Source organism: Psychrobacter sp. JCM 18901 (assembly GCF_000586435.1).
In the GTDB taxonomy this organism is placed as follows: domain Bacteria; phylum Pseudomonadota; class Gammaproteobacteria; order Pseudomonadales; family Moraxellaceae; genus Psychrobacter.
This window is the reverse complement of the sequence record NZ_BAWH01000011.1, coordinates 60,289-80,707: the sequence shown is the minus strand read 5'-3', so window position 1 is coordinate 80,707 and position 20,419 is coordinate 60,289. Positions and strand designations below refer to the sequence as shown.

Below are 20,419 nucleotides of genomic sequence, written 5' to 3'. Positions count from 1 at the left end.
AAAAGTGATAGACATGCATAGTGATAAGCTATTTGAGCGTTTTATCCAAGTACGTCAACACTTGCGCACGCACATCATTTACCCAGCGTAGCGGCGGTGCCATAGCGCCTATACTGGTTGCGTGACTGGCCCCTTCGATTTCGCCCGTTTCAACGGTTACGCCTGCTTTTTTAAACGCTTCTGTCATTTTGATTGTATTAGTCACATGTACAATTTTGTCTTTTTCCGCCGTTAATAATAAATATGGCGGCTGCGCTCCTTTAATCTGACGATCTGGCATCACCTGATCAGGCGTGGCATTGGGGCCAAACGCTGTTGCACTACTGAACTTACGGAAATCATAGCTATAAGGACCCGCGATCCCAATAACGGCTGCAATATCTATTGGCTTAATACCATAAGGCGCCAAAAAAATCTTCGTTGGCAACGGCTGCAACGGCATTAAACGCGCCAGCAGAATGCCCCATCACCGCTAGGCGTGACGGATCTGCATGAAGACTGGTCGCATTTTCAATACTCCAAGCAATTGCCTGAGCCGCATCTTTGACATAATCAGGATAGACGTGTTCAGGTGCTTTACGGTAATTAATCACTGCGGTGACGTAACCTGCTTTGGCTAAGCTCTGACCGACAAAGGCATATTGTTCTTTATTGCCGCTCTCCCATGAACCACCATGGACAAATACCACCATAGGATAGCTAGTATTAGTAGCACTCTGAGATTTCATTGCTTGTGCTAGCGGTTTTGGATAATAGATATCTAGGTCTTGTGAAGGCTGATCACCATATAAGATATCCTTACTCACCCCAACGCCGCCACTAGAAGTAATTCCATTGACGATAGCCAACGGCGATAGTGCCTGTGCGTTTTGCGTAGCTAACGCGATACTGCCCAATGCCAATATTGCCGCACCACCAAATCTCAATGTGCGTGTTTTCTTATGAGCAGGTTTATTGTGTATGCCTATATTACCAATGACGCTTGTTTCTTTATTTGGTTGTATATTTGCCTGTGAATCCTTCATGACCAGTATCCTATTATATTTATTTATCAATCAGTAGTAACAGGCTAACAGCGATAATGGTTCATCCACTAGCCAATGATGTGTTTGATATTAGTATCGTTGGCTAATGCGCTGACTCTGCTACCTTTTGCTATTGATATAGTACTCACTGGCTGAAGATTTCTCGTGCCTTTACTGTTATCACTATTTAGGCTTATTGTGATTGATGTCATTTATCGCTTGGCGAACTAGAGTGCTACTGGTTCTGATAAAGATCAATATAAGGGCTTGAAGACGGCTGAGCAGTAGTGGCCTCTTCTTCTGTTATGACAATAGGCGTTGCCGTACTGATAGTAGTATCTTGGGCAGCTGGCGCTACTGCAGGATTGGCTAAATTATTCTCATACATGATGTCATCATTATTTATTTTGACACCTCTATCGTCAACGACAGTTGTCAGCAATACCAACTCAGTGACCCCAACAGTGCCATTGGCGATATCAATCAGATGACTCTGCTGAGTGGGTGTCATACGGCCCATAATATAGACCACGCCATTATTAGTAACGGCTTTAATTTGTGACGCACTTACGCCATCGCTGGCGGCTATTTTAGCCAGTAGCTTTGAAGTGATATAACCATCATGAACCGTTGAGCTATACCCTTTTGACGCACTGACTTCCATCTCATTGTAGACACGGCGTACATCTGGCATAGAGCTAACGACTTTTTCTACTTCTGCTTTGAGCGTTTCAGTTGGTACTTCACCTGTGAGCAGCACTTCGCTGTTGAAGCTATCGATACCCATACGGCTAGTTTGCTGCAGGTCTTCTTTTAACCCGTACACATTGATTTTGGCAGTATGTTCAATACTACGATCGAGCAGACGCTGCGGAATCGTACGCTCAGTCATTGGCACACCATAAGTCCCTTCTGTACTGTTGGTCAGATAGTTGGTGGCACAACCTGTACTGACAACGCAGGAAGCAATCATAATGCCAGTCGTAATACGGCGTGATGAACCAAAAATAGCAGTGCGCAAATGCATCCGTGTCATTATTTACCTCTTAGAACATGGTTGTGACAATTTTATAAATTGAGCAAATCTTAATCTAGGTCATATCTTCACTTCAAGAAAACACGCTCTAGTAGTGACGAGTGACGAGCTAAACATAGCGATAAACTAATAATGTATCTGATTTATAGAGAGTTAACTATAACCGCTACTTTAAACTAATAATGTATCTGATTTATAGAGAGTTAACTATAACCGCTACTTTACTTAATTTTGACCATCAGCGGTTAGCTTTTTAGTAACGAACCTTACTTGTCAGATATGGTTAGATGCTTCACTTGGCAGTATCTATCTTATTTACTCTATTACCAAGCACTGGCTATAAAAGCATTTTGAATCCATTCTGGTTGATTGTCTAACGGCTCATTTCTTGAATTTGACTTACTCATCGTGTTGTAAGCAATGACATCAAACCGGCAGTCATAGCGAGCGTACTCAAGATGCTGCTGCAAAAAAACATTGCGCCGCTTTAATCACTTTGCGCTGTTTACTTGCTGTCACGCTGAGTGCTGCATCGCCATAATTCGAGGACTTGCGCTGGCGGACTTCAATAAATACTAGTGTTGACCATGCTGAACCTATCTCAATCATGACCAGATCCAACTCACCTACTTTTGGCTGTTGCCAATTTTGCGCGACTAACCTTAACCCTTGCGCTTGTAAATACTCACACGCTTGCTGCTCAAACCGACTACCTTGACGTTGTTTTGGTGAGGTTAAGATTAAGGACTTATGGTTCGGCATAAGGTGAATTGGTCTGATTAACATTTAAGAATTATCATAGCACAACATGCTAAACTAGCCACTTCTGCGCATTCTGCTCTCAAAATCTATCGATTTCTTCACTCATTATTTGGCTGAAAAACCATAGATAACGACTGTACATACTAGCGCACTATTATTTTTTCACGTCTTTTTAATGACCCGAGGTTTTCATGTCTACCCCTACTGCGATGCCAGCTTGTCTCTATATCGTTGCCACGCCAATTGGCAATATGTCCGACATGACTTCGCACGCAATTGATGTCTTAAAGCAGGTCGCCATTATTGCCTGCGAAGACACCCGCACCTCAGGTAAACTACTGTCACATTTTGGCATCGATACCAAAGGCAGTAAAGCTGACGAGACAAAAGACTCAGAGACTCGTCCTGCCAAAAGCAGTATCGAAAATGATGACACAACCGCCAAGCAAAAAGGTTACAATAAGCTATGGGCCTACCACGAACATAATAGCGCCATTCAAACGCCCAAAATTATTGAAATGATTGAGCAAGGTCATTCGGTTGCCTTGATTAGTGATGCAGGTACACCTCTAGTCAGCGATCCAGGTTATCAACTGGTGCAAGCCGCGCATGAAGCTGGCGTGACCGTATCACCTATCGTTGGGGCTTCTGCTGCCATTGGTGCATTGTCAGTAGCAGGATTGCCTTCTGATCGATTTAGTTTTATTGGGTTTTTGCCCGCCAAAACATGGTCGTCAAAAACAGCTGAGCGATCTAATCGCACGTACTGAAACTTTAATCTTTTATGAAGCGCCGCATCGTATCGTAGCTAGTCTAGAAGACATGGCAACGATATTTGGTGCAGACCGCGCGGTGACTTTCTGCCGTGAATTAACTAAAACCTTTGAAACGGTACACAAGAGCACCCTTGGCGAGTTGGTTGAGTTTGTTAAAGCAGATGATAACCAGCAGCGCGGCGAGATAGTCGTGGTCGTCGCTGGCGTCGGTGTGGCAAAAGATACTGACGACATCAGTACGCATGATAAATTGCTACAGCGTTTGCTAGAGGATTTGTCAGTCAAAAAAAAGCAGCCGCACTGGCCTCTGATATCACTGGTGTGAAAAAAAATGCGCTTTATCAGCGTCTACTAGAGTTGCAAGCAGACTAGTTTTTAATAATAAGAAAGACAACTGTTTATAAATAAATTGAGGAGAAATAATCAATGTACGATGTAATGGCAATAGGCAATGCGTTGGTTGATCACGAGTATGTGCTATCAGATGCAGCACTAGAAGAGACTGAGCTGACCAAAGGTAATATGACGCTGGCTGGTATTGAAGAGCAGCAGCAACTACTGGCTTACTTTAAACTGGCTGAGATTGAGCCATCAAAACAAGCAGGCGGCGGATCCGCAGCCAACACCATGTTTACCTTTGCCAGCTTAGGCGGTAAGCCTTTTTATGCTTGCCGCGTTGGTGATGATGATCAAGGGGCGTTTTATCTCAGAGACTTGCACGAAGCAGGTGTCGCGACCTCAGACAAATCTATTCATGCAGGCGGCGTGACTGGCTCATGCGTGGTTGCCGTTACCGAAGATGGCGAGCGTACCATGCAGACCTATCTTGGCACTTCAAGTGAGATTGTCGCTGACAATGTTGATTTTGACGCGTTGACGCAAGCAGACTGGCTATATATAGAAGGCTATCTGGCGATGTCTGAGAGCATACAACCAGCAATGACTCAATTACGTCAGCAAGCCGGTATTCATAATGCAAAAATCGCGGTGAGCTTTGCTGACCCTGCGGTAGTGAAGTTTGCCAAAGATGGCTTGCTCAATATGCTCGGCAACAAAGTCGGAGTGATATTCTGCAATAGCGAAGAAGCCAAGCTATTCACCGATAAAAAACAAGTCAAAGCAGCAGCGCGTGCCCTGCTTGAATACTGCCAAATTGCCGTCGTCACTGATGGTGCCAACGGTGCAGTAATCGCCCACCAGCCTAATGACGAGGCAGAAGTTGAAGTCCATGACGTTGCAACGCCAGTAGTGGCCGATGTCATTGACACCAATGGCGCAGGCGATAACTACGCTGGTGCTTTCTTATATGCGCTATCGCAGCAGTATAGTCTGCCAGAATGTGGTCGTCTTGCCAGCGAAATATCAGCACAAGTTATTCAGCAGTTTGGACCGCGTCTTGCCTCGCAGGATTATCGAGATATCGCGCAGCGTGTACTGTCTGCTTAATTGTTAAACACATCTGTTGGACGCAAAACAAAAAGCCCATATCAAATCGATATGGGCTTTTTTTTATATCATTCAGACTTGTTCAAACAGTTGGCTCAATTTAATAAGCGCTTGTTATTAAGCAGAAGCTAATGCTTGCGCGAGATCGGCTTTGATATCTTCGATATGTTCAATACCAATCGACAGTCGTACCATATCTGTACTAACGCCTGCATTTTCTAGCTCTTGCTCATTTAACTGACGATGGGTCGTCGTCGCTGGATGACAGGCTAGTGATTTCGCATCACCGATGTTTACCAGACGAGTAATCAGTTGCAGCGCATCGATAAAGCGCGCACCAGCTTCTAGTCCACCTTTAACACCAAAGGTCAAAATGGCAGAAGGCGTGCCTTTCATGTATTTTTTTGGCAAGCTCGTGCTCAGGATGGTCAGACAGACCTGCGTATTTCACCCACGCAACTTTGTTATGGTCACGCAGATATTCTGCGACGGCTTGTGCGTTTTGCACATGACGCTCCATACGTAGACTTAGCGTCTCCATACCTTGTAAGATACCAAAGGCATTTAGCGGGCTAAGCGCTGCCCCAGTGTTACGTAGTGGCGCAACGCGGGCACGAGCGATAAAGGCTGGCGCGCCTACGTCTTTGACGAAATTTACCCCATGATAGCTGTGATCGGGCGTATTCAAGAGTGGGAAACGCTCAGGATAATCACCCCAAGCAAACTTGCCACTATCGACAATTGCACCACCGATTGACGTCCCCGTACCACTCATGTATTTGGTCAATGAGTGAATCACAATATCTGCACCGAACTCAAACGGACGACATATCGCTGGCGTCGCCACCGTATTATCAATCACGACAGGCACACCGTATTCGTGAGCGACATCACTGAGCGCTTGAATATCGACGATATTACCTAGTGGGTTACCGATACTCTCGGCAAATATCATTTTAGTTTTATCATCAATCAAGTCACGAATGGCTTCTGGGTCTTTATGATCAAAGAAGCGCACTTCGATACCTTGACGCGGCAAAGCATGGGCAAATAAATTATAAGTACCGCCATATAGCGTTGATACAGCGACGATATTGTCGCCTGCTTCACAAATGGTCTGAATCGCATAAGTAATGGCAGCCATACCAGAAGCTACGGCAAGCGCACCGATACCGCCTTCTAACGCAGCCACACGCTCTTCTAGCACCGCGTTGGTCGGATTCATGATACGAGTATAGATGTTGCCTGCGACTTTTAAATCAAACAGATCTGCACCATGCTGAGTATTATCAAACGCATATGAACTGGTATGATAAATAGGCACGGCGACTGCTTTGGTCGTTGGCTCTACACTATAGCCTGCATGAATCGCTAAGGTCTCAAGACGTTGAGGGGTTTCTAGTTGGTGGGTTTCTAATTGTTGGGCTGTCTGCTGGTCTGCTGATCCGTCACTCATAGTACATTCCTTTATCTTGATAAAAGATGATTTGTTGACGACGTATCGCCTAAAGTCACCTTAAAAAACTGTCTGCTAAATCATAGCAATAAAAAAAGCTGAGTTCATCATAACTCAGCTTCTTTATTAAAAGAATAGCAAAATACTCATCTCTTCATGACAAATATTCATAAGCAGCAAACCAAACAGGCATATCTATACTAGAGATATGGCCACCTTTATAGCAGCCAATTGCTTTTAACTATTTTTCATTTTATTTGTAGTAAGCATTCTCTGTACGAGTATGATCAGTCTCGTCAACCACTTGGGTCAATTCTGGAATTTGCTGCTTTAGCTGCACTTCAACGCCTTGGCGTAAAGTCATATCAACGCTGAACACCCTTGGCAACCACCACCAAATTTCAATACAGCCGTTAAGCCAATGCCTTCTTCATCAATCAGCTCAAGCAGCTGTACGTCACCGCCATGCGCTGCCAAGCCAGGGTTAATCTCTGACTGCAATACATAGTTGATGCGCTCTTCGACACTGGCATCAGCGCCTACTTTAGGTACTTTAGAGTTTGGCGCGCGGAAAGTCAGCTGACCACCGAAACGATCTTTATTATAATCGATGACCGCGTCTTCTAGATAAGGTACTGACGCCGCCTCAATAAATGCAGAGAAGTTTTCATACGTAAAACGCAAGTCAGCGCTGTCTTCTTCGCCCGGTTGGTTATAAGCCATGCAGCACTCTGCGCGCGGCGTACCAGGATGCTCAACGAAAATACGCACACCGATACCATCGGTATCTTGCTTAGATAACAAATCTGCCAAGTAGCCTTGAGCTGACTCAGTGATAGTGATGTTACTTTTCGCTTCGACTTGCTCGGTATCTAGGGCTGATTCATAGCCAGCAGTTTGGTCTAGTTGGTTATCAGCTTGGTTTTGCTCACTCATAATGTTTCCTATGCGTTATGACACAAACGCTATATCTATTATGGCTACTGTGTCGTGAATTTGGATTTTTAAAATGTTTACGATTTATATAAAGCATGCAGACTGGCAATGATTGGTATTTATTATTGTATGACATTGGTCGACATGAGTATAAAGTTTAATCCATCTATAGCAGTCATTATACCTGAATCAAGCATCAATTCCGACCACGCTACTGTGAATTGAATAGCGACCGTTGTAAATGGTTGTCATTGGTTTTTTTAATGATGCTAACAGGTGGCAAAGTAACTCAATATGTAAACCATGACAGATAAACACGCTGAATGATTGTGTAGGCTGCCAAGTTATTCTCTATATAAAGACAGCGGTACCATTTATCAAGCGCACTCAGCGTTTTCGATATGCCATACCGTTCACATCTAGTCCGAGCAAGTCATCTGGTTTTGACGTAGTATTAATAATTTAAATGATTTTATGCATTAGCGTTATAAGCATGGTAGCTTCTAATTGTCTTATATAAATATCAGCTTGTATAAATATCGACTTGTATAAAGATTACATATTTTTTTGGATAGGATCATTTTATGATGACACGGACGTTACACCTAGTAAATACCAAGGACGATGAGAAAATTGCCGTTTGGAAAGTAGTTGATAATTCAGACAAAGATACGATAGCTAACACATCAGAAAACAGCCTGCCTGACATCACACCGCAAAACATATTTTTGACGCATGGTACATTTTCTGACAAGCAAACTTGCCTCAAAATCGCCGAATACTTTGCAGGGCTTGGTCATCACTGCTACATCATGGAATGGCGTGGACATGGTGATAGCTCACTACCGAAAGAAAAGTTCAACTTTGAGACTGTCGCCACTTACGACTATGAAGCGACTTTTCGTTATTTCTTTGAAGAATTAACGCTCAATAATCTACATTGCGTTACTCATAGTGGTGGCGGTGTTGGTTTGACCATGTTTCTCGTTCAAAACCCAAGCTATATCGATAAGGTCAATAGCATCAGTATGTTTGCCTGCCAAGCTTTTGGGGCGACGCAAGACTCGACCAGCCATGCAAAAATCCTTACGGCCAAGATAGTTACTCGATTGGTCGGCTTTATACCCGCTAAGCAGTTCAAGGTAGGCCCTTTTAACGAAAGCTACTATACGATGACCCAGTGGTACGATTGGAATTTGCGTAAAAATTTTAAAAGTAGCTTTTTAAAAAAGGCTAATTTTGATAAAGGCAGGACGAATACAGACGAAGTGAACGAAAACATTAATCAGCAGAAAAGTACTGGTGATGGTTTTGTTGACTATCGTCATCATATGCCACAGATTACCATTCCCGTTTATTCTATTAGCGCAAAAGGCGATACCTTCATTTCCCCTACTCGTGGCTGTCGTTTGTTTTTGATAGCTTTGATAATTCAACCAATGTCTTTCGAGAGTATTCGATCAGTAACGGCGATTTAGATGATTATACGCACAGTCGCATTATGGTTAGCCGCAATGCTGCTACAGAGATTTGGCCAACAGTGACGGCATGGATAGAGAAGCATTCCCGTTAAAGCATATGTATCGATTGGACGGTTTCGATAATGACACACCCCTAAACATCTTTATACTTGTCAGAAAGTCATGGGCTGTGTCAGTATTAGCGTCATTAATTTTTAATCAATAAAAATAAGTCGTAGGAAGTTGGCGTCTATGAGTGAATTATCAGAGCAACAGTCAGATAAGCAGAACCTAGATCAGAAAAGCAGTAAACATTACCGCTATCTGGTATTTATTGGGCGCTTTCAACCGTTCCACCGTGGGCACAAAGCTGTCATTGATGAAGCGCTAAAACGTGCTGATGACGTCATTATGCTGATTGGCTCAGCCAATTTGCCACGTAGTTTACGCAATCCATTTAGTGTCGCTGAGCGTGCCGCTATGATTAAGGATGCCTATTCAGCAGAGGAAGCCGCGCGTATTCATTGCGTTGGACTAGATGACGCCCTCTACAATGACACCCGTTGGCTACAATATGTGCAAGCAGGCGTGAAGTCTGTCACCGGTGATTTGCAGGGTAATATTGGTTTGATTGGCCACTCTAAAGACAGCTCATCATACTATCTATCGCTATTCCCCAATTGGGACTCGGTCTCAGTGCCCAACTATCATAACTTATCAGCCACTCCTATCCGTGATAGCTATCTGATGGGCGCTACTCCAACGCCTGAGCGCACACCTGAGTCAACGCGCAAGGTATTAAACGAATTTAAAAAGACAGAAGCGTATCAACAGTTGCATGAAGAAGCGGATTTCATCGATAAATATAAAAGACAGTGGGAATCTGCGCCCTATCCGCCTACTTTCATGACTGCTGATGCACTGATTGTACAATCGGGACATATCTTGCTAGTGGAGCGCCGTAGCATGCCAGGGCGTGGTCTATGGGCATTGCCTGGAGGCTTTTTGAATCCCAAAGAGACGCTTTTTGATGCTTGCATCCGTGAGCTGCGTGAGGAGACTCGTCTGAAAGTTCCTGAGCCAGTATTGCGCGGTTCTTGTCACAGTCAGCATACCTTTGACGATCCTTATCGTTCAGCGCGTGGTCGCACAATTACCCAAGCATTTTATTTTCAGCTAAAAAAATGACCCTAAAGGTTTGCCAAAAGTAAAAGGTGGAGACGATGCAGCCAAAGCTTTTTGGTTACCACTTGCTGAGCTTGATGCCACCATGATGTTCGAAGACCATTATGCGATTATCACGAAAATGGTTGGCTTATAGCGTGATTGATAATTGACGCTTCGGTGCATGATTTTCACGCTATAAATCCACGACAGTTTATATAATTTATTGACCAAGTATGGTTTTATAAGTTTGATTCTGTGCACTTATTCATAATGACTGCTTATCGTTTTTAGTTTGCATTCTGACTTGTTTTTTCTACTTACTTGTTTCTGCCGGCACCGATAGACGGTAATGGCTCACCACCGCCGCAACTGTCATTAAAAAAAAGCAGCTGCAGCATCTCAACGCAGAGGAGTTCTGTGATGTACACCAGCAATTTGAACAATTTAATCTTAAATAGCGACAGCTATAAAACCTCACATTGGGTGCAGTACCCAAGCGGTAGCGAGTATCTGTCCAGTTATGTCGAAGCGCGCAAAGGCGACTACGATGTGGTGTTCTTTGGCTTGCAAGCTTTTATCAAGGAATACTTAAGCACTCCCATCACTCATCAAGATATCGACGAAGCCGAAATGGTCATTCAAGCGCATGGCCTAACCTTCAATCGTGCTGGTTGGGAGCATTTAATTGAAAAACACGACGGCTACTTGCCACTACGTATCCAAGCCGTAGCAGAAGGCAGTATCGTGCCCGTGTCCAATGTAGTCTGCCAAGTGATCAATACCGATCCTGAGTTTTACTGGCTACCCAGCTATATCGAAACAGCTCTATTGCGTGCGATTTGGTATCCATCCACGGTCGCTAGTGTTTCTCACTATTGCAAAGACATTATCCGTCAAGCGTTAGAAAAATCAGCGGACAATACAGAGTCCCTGCCTTTTCGCTTGCATGACTTTGGCGCGCGCGGTGCTTCTAGCCAAGAATCCGTCGCGCTCGGTAGCTTAGCGCACTTGGTGAATTTTGCAGGTACTGATTCGATGACGGCATTGGTCGCTGCCAGTCGTTGGTATCAAATGGATAAAGACATGCCTGCATTTTCTATCCCTGCAGCTGAGCACAGCACCATGACCGCCTGGGGCCGCGATGGTGAGACAGAGGCCTTTGCCAATATGATTGAGCAGTTCGGTGGCACAGGCAAAAGCTTTTCAGTGGTGTCTGACAGCTATGATTTGTGGAATGCCATTGATAATATTTGGGGTGGCAGCCTAAAAGACGATGTCAAAAATATGGGTGGCACCTTGGTCATCAGACCTGACAGCGGCGACCCTGCTAAAGTGGTTCGTGAGGCATTAGAGCGCTTAGCAGTGAAGTTTGGCACAACCACTAATAGTAAAGGCTATAAGGTCTTGCCAGATTATGTGCGTGTCATTCAAGGCGATGGCATCAGTCCGCAGAGCTTGAGTAAGATTATTGATGTGATACTAAAAGCAGGATTTAACGCAGACAATGTCACCTTCGGTATGGGTGGCGGGCTATTACAGCAAGTCAATCGTGACACCATGAGTTGGGCAATGAAATCTAGCGCTATCTCTATAAATGGGACATGGAAGGACATTTATAAAGATCCTGTCACCAGCCGCTCAAAACGCTCAAAAAAAAGGACGATTGGCACTGGTAAAAGACGACAGCGGCCAGCTAACAACCATAAAAGAAAATGAGATAGGCGACCAAAATGACAATCTATTACGTGATGTCTACGTCGATGGTAAATTGTTAATTGAAGACAGTCTCACGACTATCAGGGAACGTGCAGGATGGTAGACACTAATAAGTTGACATCGGTCGCAAGAGACGTCTTACTTGCCCCTGTCTACCTCTATCAAGGTCGCAAAATCAAGCGTGATACAGTCCGCTTGCCTGAACCACATGGTGAAAGGGACGGCATGATTGACCTACCTCAAGCGAACAATGAATTAACTATGCAAGACGCTAAGACATTTAACCTCATGGTAGTTGGTGATTCGGCAGCGGCAGGTGTAGGTAGCCAAACGCAGCAGGAAGCGTTGGTCGGTAAGCTCATACCGATACTGGAACAAAACGAAGCTATCCAAGCAAACTTTATTCGACTCAATTGGTCATTGCAAGCGACAACAGGTCATACCAGCTTTGATATTCTACGCAGGTTATATGTTCTACCTGCTCCTGAGCAGTCTATCGATGTGATGTTGCTAAGCGTAGGGGTCAATGATACGACGTCCAATGTCTCTGTGCATAAATGGCAACAGCAAATTGAAGATATCATCAATATTGCACAGCGCAAATTTGGCGTACGAGAATTGGTTTTTTTAAGTTTGCCGCCGATGGCGCAAATGCCTGCAATCCCTGCCCCGCTCAATAACTTTGTGGGTGCAAAAGCATCGGTACTTGATGAGATATTACAGCAGGTCTGTGCGGCTCATGCTGGTGTTACCTATATGGCAACCGACTTTACAAGGATGCTAGAGGAGCATGCAAATGGCTCGGCTATCGATATCAATGTGATGTTTGCCAGTGATGGCTTTCATCCTAGCAGTCTGATGTACGGCTATTGGGCGCAGCAAATCGTAGAGACTATTATTCAGTTGTTAGATTCTATTCAGTTATTGGACTCATCTACCACTGAGTTTGAGCGCTAAAAAGCTGGATAGATTATTATTTAGATTATAAAAAAATTAAACCAAAAAAAACCGCTGAATAATCAGCGGTTTTTTATTGCTTAACGAAATATATTTACACCATAAGTGCAAATTATTCAGCAGCGTCTGCAGCTTTCTTGCTACGGCCACCAAATGCGCCAAAGCGTTTGTTGAAGCTTGCAACACGACCTTCAGTAGAAGTTTTACGTTGCTCACCAGTATAGAATGGATGCGACGCACTTGAGATATCAAGTGGGTAGTATGGGTATTCTTTACCTTCGTATTCACGAGTCGCTTTAGTCTTAGCAGTTGAGCGAGTCAAAAAGAACACGTCAGCGTTAGTGTCGTGGAACAAAACTTCTTGGTAATTAGGATGGATATCTTTACGCATAATATACTCTCTAGGTCCGATGTATGTACAACGTCTAAATACAGCATCAGCGATGATGTATCAAACAAATAATGACATACGTAACTGAGGCACTAAGGACATTACAAGTATGGCAACTGCGTCACTGGCTTATTCCAGCACCCAACACCACCCTTCTGTTCGCTTAGCCTTTCCCCAGCGGGAAAATTAAACCGCGATTTTAACGGTTTTTGACGTAAGACGCAAGGAGCAGTTGTGATAGAGATATGTGATAAGTTGTCACTGAAAGCTCGAGAGTGTTGAGATAGGCGATTGATTATAGTACAGTAATAAAGTTAGTTAAATTAATCAATCATATCTACTATTGTAGATGATCTAACTAAATACAGTCTTAGTTTGCACTCATATGTAGTATGCTCAAAAGTTAAAACTACGCTACATATACTCACTCTTACCATAACTTTTACCAACTCATTTACTTCTCAATCACTCATAACTTAACTATATTAAATAAGGAAAATTTAATGATAAATACTAAAATAAGCACGGCTACCAAAGCACTATTTATTGGCTCAGCATTAGCAGTTACTACCGTGGCAAGTGCTGCACTACCAACTCAGTGGGAGTTAGATGATTCACATACTCGTGTCGGGTTTTCTGTGAGCCATATGGGATTCTCGACCACAATGGGTCATTTTAGTGATGTTGAGGGTGTGGTGAATTATGATATGAAAGCACCAAATCAAGCCAGCATGGAATTTACTATAGCCACCGACAGCATCGATACCAATTGGGATGCTCGTGATAAACATCTAAAAACTGATGAATTTTTTTAATGTCGAAAAGTATCCAACTATGACGTTCAAATCGACTCAAGTTAAATTTATAAACCCACAGCAAGCCAAAGTAACCGGTGACTTTACCTTACTCGGTCAGACCAAGCCACTGACACTGGATGTTACATTGAATAAAATCGATAACAGCCCACTGACTAAAGAGCCCGTTGCTGGTTTTCGTGCTACTGGTACGATCGACCGCGCCGCTTATGGTATGACCGCTTATGCTAGCGGTATCACCACCAACGTCCCTATTCAGATCGATGGTGAACTGGTAGAAAAGAAATAACTGTAAGCTTATAGCTCTCTAATAGCTTTCGACCAGAACGAGAAAAGCAGCCTATCCTCATTTATAGAGGCAGGCTGCTTTTTTTTATTTCCTATAGATTCGTCTACGCTCTAATCCTATATATTCATTATTTTACATAAAAGGTTTTTATATACTTGAAGGCTTCATATTTTGTGTTATATTCGTATATACGGATTTACGAATATATAACGCAACACTGAGGGAGCAGCAACGTGGATACAGTTCAAGTAGATTTTATAGCGATAGATACCGACTGGGACAAAAAGGTATCAAATCATCATTTTGATATATATCATTTATCTGGTTGGATTCATGCCTCAGCGACTGTTGATAAAGGCAAACCCCAAGGAGTCATTGCCCATTATAAAAACAAAGAAGTACTGTTACCTATCATCATAAGAGACATCGACTCGGCATGTTGGGACGCTACGTCTACTTATGGTTATGGTGGTCCTTTAATGGATAAAACCTTTACGGATGCCGAAATAGATACAGTCCTCGATGAGATTAAAGCCTTTCTTTTTGAAAAAGGCTGTGTGTCTCTGTTTATGAGGCTGCACCCAATCATTAATAAGGAATGGATTCCTACGGTAGGCAAAGCACTGACTCACGGGCTGACCTTGATGTCTGATTTGAGTAAGTCTGAAGAAGAGCATTGGAGCGAAACACAAAATCGACATCGCCGCGGTATCAAAAAAAGCCATAAAAATGGATGTCGTGACAAAAACAGAATTCTTGACTAGGCAAAACGCGATGGTGTTCTCAGACATTTATAAAGAGACGATGCGATTCGTCAAGGCCAGTGATTATTACTTCTTTGATGATGATTATTTTTTTAATTTGCTTGAAAACCTTCAAGAAAAAATACTGCTGATAACCGCCTATCAAGACGATAAAGCAATTGGGTCTTCTATATATACGCTCTGCCAAGAGTCTGGCATTATGCAGTTCCATCTTGGCGGCACGTTAAACGCCTATACACATCTGCAACCTTCTAACTTATCACTCATGTCGCTCGCAATTGGGGACGAGAGAACCGTTATGAAGTGCTACATCTTGGTGGCGGCGTTGGCTCCAATTTAGATTCTTTATATGAGTATAAGAAAGGCTTTAGCTCACAAGAGTTATTATTTAAGACTTACAGGCTCATCGTCAACGTAGCAAAATATACAGAGTTAGTAGCGGATATCTGGTTCACGGAAAGTGATCTGCTCTCAGACTTTTTTTTCCTTTATATAGAAAAGAGCCTAGCAAAGAAGAAGTGTTAGAGACCATTCAGGTTGAGCCTTTAGCAAATGTGACATAGTACAGATTGCATCTAATACTAGAGAATAACACCAAACAAACAAAAAGCAGCCTGCCTCTATAATTGAGGGCAGGCTGCTTTTTTGCGTTAACGTTTTCGAGTCAGTTTATATCTAATGCATACTATTTACTTGGGATAACATGCCAAACGCCAAGTTTATCATCACCGTCTTTGTCACCAACTTTTGTGTCATTAGCATAGAAGTATAAAGGCTTACCGTTCATTGCCCATTGATATTTGCCATCTTCACGCTTAAAGGCAGCAAACTGACCTGAAGCTTTAGCATCGCTAGGCGCTTTGAAAATTGGCCACACAACTTGGCAAGCTGCACCGCAATCTGACTGGTTCATAGAGTCTTTATCAAACGTATATAACGTCATATGGTTGGTAGCATCCACCAACACCCCATTCTTGCTAGTGACTGGTGCTGTATTATTGCTCGTTGCCTGTACTTCATGCGTACCTGACATATCATTACCGACTACGTTTTTTTAAGGTAGTACAGCCAGTTAGTGCCAATACACCTGTTAGTGCCGATAACATCATTATATTTTTCATCATAACTTCCTTGTAATTTTAGTCGTATTTTTTATAGCGATAAGCTTGTTGTCGTTTACTTTATCGACTGTCCCTTTTGTTAATTTTGACATTTGTAATTTTGAACAGTCATCAAAACAGAATCTGCGCTTATTGTTAAGCAAAATAAATATAGCATATGCATTTAAGTTATCTCGGCTACCAATATACACGCTTACAAAAGTGGTCGAATTTTACAAAACAATAAAACGACCTTGTTTTTGATTTCACAAGTTTGCCACCTCTCTCGTTTACTCTATATTTAGACAGACTCATTCATCTGAAAAACTTCACACATATAGCGACTCGTTGACAAAACTCATGCATCTTCTTACGTATTTCCCATCATATTGTCTGTAGTTCTTCGTAAAATAAACCTATAAAGATGAAGAATGGCTAAACAATAGAAAAGATGACTATTGAAGCTCATATTTGTGTGTTGAACTTAATTACCTTCGCACGCATATCAAGAAATATAGAACATTGAATAAATATACCGAGTACGGCCTAATACAGATGCTATTAAGGATACAACGACGACAATGACTCAGTCTTTTGATAAAAACTACGCTCAATCCTTTAATCGTGACGCTCATTCTGAGGTGTTATCTTATGGGGCAAAAAACACTCAACATAAAAAGCGTGTTGGCATTTTGGGCGGCGGTACTGCGGGATCGACAATTGCGATTCGACTTGCTGCATTAGGATTAGAGACCTACTTATTTGAGAAGAAAAAAATCACTTATTGATGGACCACCTATGTGTCATTTGCATGCAGGTGGTAATTTATATCGTGAAATACCGGACGAGGATTGCGTAGCACTGCTCAAGCAATGTATCGATATTTTGCGTTTGTATCCGCACACTATTGACGTTCGTCCTACGGTGTTTGCCGTACCGACACGTGATGAAGGGTTGCCTGAAGATTTACTACCGCGTTTAGATATTTTGACCGATGCTTATCAAGAACTGATTGAGCAAGATGCTAATAATAAGGTATTGGGCGAGCCTGAAGATTACTATCAGCTCTATAGTCATGAGCAATTGATTGAGCTGTCTGAACGTGAGCAAGTCGCTATACCAAGTACGGTCGATGAGTGGATGATTCCAGTCGCTAGATACTTGGATTTGAACAAAGTTAAATTTCCGTTAATTGTTGTCCAAGAATATGGTTGGAACATTTTTCGTCTAGCCGCTTCTGCCAAGCTTGCACTTGAAGAGTACGACAATGCGCACGTATTTACCGAAACTGCTGTGCAAAAAGTCGTACCAGTAGATTGTGAGAACTGTACCAACGCTGACCATCATGTCACCAAATGGCGTATCGACTATCAACAAATCGATAGTCAAGAACACGCCTCTCAGCCTGAGTCTATCGAAGTTGATTATCTAGTCAATGCTTGTGGGTTTCGTACGGGTGTCATCGACGATATGGTTGGTGTCGAAGTCACACGTATGGTCGAGTTCAAATCGTCTTATGTGACCCATTGGGGCGATGCTGGTGGACAGATACCAGAGATTATCGTCTACGGTCAACGAGGTACACCAGAAGGCATGGCGCAGCTTACTCCCTACCCTGGCGGATATTTTCAGATTCACGGTATGAGTAAAGCCATTACCTTGTTTGATGATGGTCTTGTCGCATCAAGTGAAGACAGTGCGCAGCCCAAACTGCCACAGCAATACGTGCATTATATTGAAGATGGTTGGGATAAAGTACCCTTACAGGCACGTAGTCAGCAAGCGATTGAGTATGTGGCGAAGTTTGTACCAACATTTAACAGCGCACGTACTGTTGGTAACGCGCTATACGGTGGACAGCAGATTCCTGGACAAGATGATACGCTGCGAGTCGCTGACGTGAGCTTGTACTCTAATATACGCTATGCCCGTGCAGAAAACGTCAAAGCATCTTCGACCTTGATTGCCGCTGATCAAATAGTTAATGAGCTGACAGATCTAGGTTTGATAGAGAACGATACGCCTATGAATCGTAGTCGCTATGCTCACGAGTGGTCGTACCTTGTCCATAACGATAGCCTCGCTGTCGATGAGGTTGCACGTGAGCTCGCTGAGCAGCGTGGATTTCCAATCGCTATGGCTCATGTTAATCATAGTATTCGTGAAGTAGCATTGGACGATCTCACGCCTGCTAATGCCTAATAGACATGATTCGCTGATAGGTTGTTAATACATATAACAAAGGAGCAGATAACCGAGATTTGGTTATCTGCTCCTTTTTTCGTCATAGCTTTTAATATTTAAGCATTTGCTATGTATAAATAGCTATACGGCTTAACTATTACTACCAGCCATTTTCTCCGTATCCACAGCATCATCTATGGTCACTACTGTCTGTAGCATATCGATCGCTTCGCTGATGGTATTGCACACCACTAGACGGTCTAAATCTTCCTGCTTCATAAAGCCTTGCTCAGTGGTATATTTCAAATGCTCAATCATACGGTCATAAAAACCATTGATGTTCAAAATGATCATTGGTTTTTCGTGCTGGTACAATTGACGCCACGTAGCGATTTCCATAATCTCTTCTAACGTTCCTAGCCCGCCTGGTAGCGTGATAAAGGCATCGGCATACTCTGCCATGACGGTCTTACGCGTGTGCATAGTGTCAGTCAAATGCAAGCGAGTCAGCTGCTCGTGAGCGATTTCGTGCTTGAGCATAAAGGTTGGAATCACGCCCACTGCTTGCGCGCCGCCATTGATTACTTCATCCGCAACTGCGCCCATTAGGCCGATACTGGCGCCACCATATACTAGACCCATGCCATTATTTGCCAAGCACTGCCGAGCTCGCGCGCCGCCTGTTCATACACGTCACCATTGCCCAAGCGTGAACCGCAATACACAGCCACGAGCGGCATTGATAGAGCAGACTTGTCGACTGCTTTTTCAATATTTGTAATGTCTTTACTCGTGATTACATCATAAGTGTCATCATTGATTTTCATTTGCATATAGCTTCCTTAATTACCTGTCAGTTTTTATTGAGTGCTTGTTATTAGTGATGGCTGCATACCGATACCTATCATTTATATTGTCATGCACATGATTCATAAGACAAACTCAACCAAGCTATATAAAACTTGGAAGTCATATTTGAGCAACTGTCTTGCCAGCATTTATCTTAACATAAGCAATGCTACCACATAGTCACAACGATTTATCACTACGCAACGACTACACTTTCAAGATGCGCATTTATTGTTCATCATAGCCCGATATTCGTTATCTACTAATAAAAATACTAAGGTATACCCATGGATAATCACAACGCCTCTCCTACTGCCGAGCTATCAAGCTCTGTGGTTAATAGCAATCTCACTAGTAAAAGTAATATGAATGATGCGAGCAATATTGATACTTACTCATTAAGCATCATGACCGATCGCAACCAAGCGTTGGCAGCCACGGTCTATCGCCCTAAAGATGCAACAAAAAAAGCCGTCATGATGCACCTGCCACAGGTATTAAGCGTCACTTTTATCATAATTTTGCGACCTACCTAGCAGAAAGCGGCTTTGGAGTGCTGACCTTTGATAATGAAGGAATCGGTGAGTCACTATCGACCGAACTGGCAAAATGTAGCGCTTCCTTAATCAGTTGGGGTCGCCACGACATGCCAGCTGTACTTGATGCCTTACAAGATGAGTTTCCTGATGCGACTTATCATCTTATCGGTCATAGCGCAGGTGGTCAGCTCATTGGCTTGATGCCCAATTATCAGGCGATTGGCTCAGTGTTCAATGTCGCTTGCTCGTCAGGGCGTATCAAAAATATGGGTATGCCATATAAGCTCAAAGCCATGGGGTTTATGGATGCGTTTATTCCATTCACTAATTTAACACTGGGCTATACACCCTCAGACAAAATCGGTATGGGTGAGCCACTGCCACGCGGCGTGGCTCGTCAATGGCGTGAATGGTGCAATGGGGCGGGCTATATCAAAACCGCATTTGGCAAAAGCATACACACGCATTTCTATGATGAGCTCAGCATGCCAGCACTATGGCTTGGCTTTAGCGATGACGATATCGCCAACAGTGAAAACATGGACGATATGATAAGGGTATTTAAAAAAAATGCCCGTCGAAAAGCGATTCTTAGACCCTGAAGATTTTGGGCTAAATCATATCGGTCATATGCGCTATTTTAGCAGTAAGACCAATATCAAAGCGCCGCAGCTATGGCAGATGGCGGTGACATGGTTGCACGACCAACCATAAGCTTATCGTCATGCAGCCTCTTATATTAGCTACGTAA

General features: G+C 43.2%; 18 protein-coding genes and 6 pseudogenes. 15 read left to right on the top strand and 9 right to left on the bottom strand.

Translation table 11 applies throughout. The annotated features are described in order from the left end of the window. Positions 1 to 28 precede the first annotated feature (28 nt). The 4 genes from TT11_RS09645 to TT11_RS09630 all read right to left on the bottom strand — a co-directional run bounded on the left by TT11_RS09645 (position 29) and on the right by TT11_RS09630 (position 2,823). A complete protein-coding gene (locus TT11_RS09645; RefSeq protein ID WP_261870233.1) occupies positions 29 to 409 on the bottom strand; it encodes a S9 family peptidase in 381 nt (126 codons plus the stop codon). Then, on the bottom strand, positions 390 to 1,025 hold the full coding sequence (locus tag TT11_RS09640) for an alpha/beta hydrolase (RefSeq protein ID WP_261870231.1): 636 nt from the start codon (positions 1,023 to 1,025) through the stop codon (positions 390 to 392). Before TT11_RS09640 ends, TT11_RS09645 begins: the two co-directional genes overlap by 20 nt. Before the next feature lie 235 nt (positions 1,026 to 1,260). Next, complete coding sequence (locus TT11_RS09635) at positions 1,261 to 2,061, bottom strand: BON domain-containing protein (RefSeq protein WP_261870230.1); 801 nt, start codon at positions 2,059 to 2,061, stop codon at positions 1,261 to 1,263. Positions 2,062 to 2,514: 453 nt separating this feature from the next. Further along, complete coding sequence (locus TT11_RS09630) at positions 2,515 to 2,823, bottom strand: YraN family protein (protein WP_261870229.1); 309 nt, start codon at positions 2,821 to 2,823, stop codon at positions 2,515 to 2,517. A gap of 209 nt (positions 2,824 to 3,032) precedes the next feature. Here TT11_RS09630 and rsmI point away from each other — a divergent pair. After that, positions 3,033 to 3,971 (top strand): annotated as a pseudogene (rsmI, locus tag TT11_RS09625) (16S rRNA (cytidine(1402)-2'-O)-methyltransferase). Between the two features lie 54 nt (positions 3,972 to 4,025). Continuing rightward, a complete protein-coding gene (locus TT11_RS09620) occupies positions 4,026 to 5,045 on the top strand; it encodes an adenosine kinase (protein WP_261870228.1) in 1,020 nt (339 codons plus the stop codon). A 117-nt stretch (positions 5,046 to 5,162) separates the two neighbouring features. Here TT11_RS09620 and TT11_RS09615 read toward each other — a convergent pair. Together TT11_RS09615 and nfuA are read right to left on the bottom strand one after the other, a co-directional pair. Next, positions 5,163 to 6,501: pseudogene (locus TT11_RS09615) on the bottom strand (O-acetylhomoserine aminocarboxypropyltransferase/cysteine synthase family protein). Positions 6,502 to 6,754: 253 nt separating this feature from the next. Further along, positions 6,755 to 7,437 (bottom strand): annotated as a pseudogene (nfuA, locus tag TT11_RS09610) (Fe-S biogenesis protein NfuA). Positions 7,438 to 8,021: 584 nt separating this feature from the next. Between nfuA and TT11_RS09605 the strand changes: the two are divergent. From TT11_RS09605 to TT11_RS09590, 4 genes and pseudogenes are all read left to right on the top strand, one after another. Beyond that, entirely contained in the window at positions 8,022 to 8,915 is an 894-nt protein-coding gene (locus TT11_RS09605; protein ID WP_261870226.1) for an alpha/beta fold hydrolase, read from the top strand. A gap of 234 nt (positions 8,916 to 9,149) precedes the next feature. Then, positions 9,150 to 10,218 (top strand): annotated as a pseudogene (locus tag TT11_RS09600) (bifunctional nicotinamide-nucleotide adenylyltransferase/Nudix hydroxylase). A gap of 266 nt (positions 10,219 to 10,484) precedes the next feature. Beyond that, a pseudogene (locus TT11_RS09595) lies at positions 10,485 to 11,883 on the top strand (nicotinate phosphoribosyltransferase). Further along, positions 11,877 to 12,737 (top strand): SGNH/GDSL hydrolase family protein, encoded by an 861-nt coding sequence (locus tag TT11_RS09590; protein WP_261870223.1) that lies wholly within the window; start codon positions 11,877 to 11,879, stop codon positions 12,735 to 12,737. The pseudogene TT11_RS09595 and the gene TT11_RS09590 overlap by 7 nt, the downstream one beginning before the upstream one ends. Before the next feature lie 112 nt (positions 12,738 to 12,849). Here TT11_RS09590 and TT11_RS09585 read toward each other — a convergent pair whose 3' ends face one another. Then, complete coding sequence (locus TT11_RS09585; protein WP_057761772.1) at positions 12,850 to 13,128, bottom strand: type B 50S ribosomal protein L31; 279 nt, start codon at positions 13,126 to 13,128, stop codon at positions 12,850 to 12,852. A 503-nt stretch (positions 13,129 to 13,631) separates the two neighbouring features. On the opposite strand from TT11_RS09585, the gene TT11_RS09580 reads away from it, so the two are divergent. From TT11_RS09580 to TT11_RS09565, 4 genes are all read left to right on the top strand, one after another. Further along, positions 13,632 to 13,943 carry a YceI family protein gene (locus TT11_RS09580; RefSeq protein ID WP_261870221.1) on the top strand — a complete coding sequence of 104 codons (312 nt, stop codon included), beginning with the start codon at positions 13,632 to 13,634 and terminating at the stop codon, positions 13,941 to 13,943. Between the two features lie 19 nt (positions 13,944 to 13,962). Continuing rightward, the gene (locus tag TT11_RS09575; protein ID WP_261870220.1) at positions 13,963 to 14,232 is read left to right on the top strand and encodes a YceI family protein; all 270 of its coding nucleotides are present in this window, start codon (positions 13,963 to 13,965) and stop codon (positions 14,230 to 14,232) included. Between the two features lie 233 nt (positions 14,233 to 14,465). Beyond that, positions 14,466 to 14,996, top strand: a complete 531-nt coding sequence (locus tag TT11_RS09570) for a hypothetical protein (protein ID WP_261870218.1) — start codon at positions 14,466 to 14,468, stop codon at positions 14,994 to 14,996. Beyond that, positions 14,989 to 15,336 carry a hypothetical protein gene (locus TT11_RS09565; RefSeq protein ID WP_261870217.1) on the top strand — a complete coding sequence of 116 codons (348 nt, stop codon included), beginning with the start codon at positions 14,989 to 14,991 and terminating at the stop codon, positions 15,334 to 15,336. The genes TT11_RS09570 and TT11_RS09565 overlap by 8 nt, the downstream gene beginning before the upstream one ends. A 345-nt stretch (positions 15,337 to 15,681) precedes the next feature. Here the strand turns inward: TT11_RS09565 and TT11_RS09560 are convergent, their stop codons facing one another. After that, on the bottom strand, positions 15,682 to 16,029 hold the full coding sequence (locus TT11_RS09560; protein WP_261870215.1) for a hypothetical protein: 348 nt from the start codon (positions 16,027 to 16,029) through the stop codon (positions 15,682 to 15,684). A 648-nt stretch (positions 16,030 to 16,677) separates the two neighbouring features. On the opposite strand from TT11_RS09560, the gene TT11_RS09555 reads away from it, so the two are divergent. Both TT11_RS09555 and TT11_RS09550 read left to right on the top strand, forming a co-directional pair. Beyond that, entirely contained in the window at positions 16,678 to 16,884 is a 207-nt protein-coding gene (locus tag TT11_RS09555; protein ID WP_261870214.1) for a hypothetical protein, read from the top strand. Between the two features lie 10 nt (positions 16,885 to 16,894). Continuing rightward, positions 16,895 to 18,298: an FAD-dependent oxidoreductase gene (locus TT11_RS09550; RefSeq protein ID WP_261870213.1), complete on the top strand. Its 1,404-nt coding sequence runs from the start codon at positions 16,895 to 16,897 to the stop codon at positions 18,296 to 18,298. A gap of 132 nt (positions 18,299 to 18,430) precedes the next feature. Here the strand turns inward: TT11_RS09550 and TT11_RS09545 are convergent. After that, positions 18,431 to 19,113: pseudogene (locus TT11_RS09545) on the bottom strand (TIGR00730 family Rossman fold protein). 303 nt (positions 19,114 to 19,416) lie between these two features. On the opposite strand from TT11_RS09545, the gene TT11_RS09540 reads away from it, so the two are divergent. Genes TT11_RS09540 through TT11_RS09530 form a run of 3 tightly spaced genes read left to right on the top strand, consistent with a single transcriptional unit; the run spans position 19,417 to position 20,382 of the window. Next, positions 19,417 to 19,665: a hypothetical protein gene (locus tag TT11_RS09540; protein WP_261870212.1), complete on the top strand. Its 249-nt coding sequence runs from the start codon at positions 19,417 to 19,419 to the stop codon at positions 19,663 to 19,665. A gap of 17 nt (positions 19,666 to 19,682) precedes the next feature. Beyond that, the gene (locus TT11_RS09535; RefSeq protein ID WP_261870211.1) at positions 19,683 to 20,270 is read left to right on the top strand and encodes an alpha/beta fold hydrolase; all 588 of its coding nucleotides are present in this window, start codon (positions 19,683 to 19,685) and stop codon (positions 20,268 to 20,270) included. Next, the gene (locus TT11_RS09530) at positions 20,239 to 20,382 is read left to right on the top strand and encodes a hypothetical protein (protein ID WP_261870210.1); all 144 of its coding nucleotides are present in this window, start codon (positions 20,239 to 20,241) and stop codon (positions 20,380 to 20,382) included. The genes TT11_RS09535 and TT11_RS09530 overlap by 32 nt, the downstream gene beginning before the upstream one ends. Positions 20,383 to 20,419 lie beyond the last annotated feature (37 nt).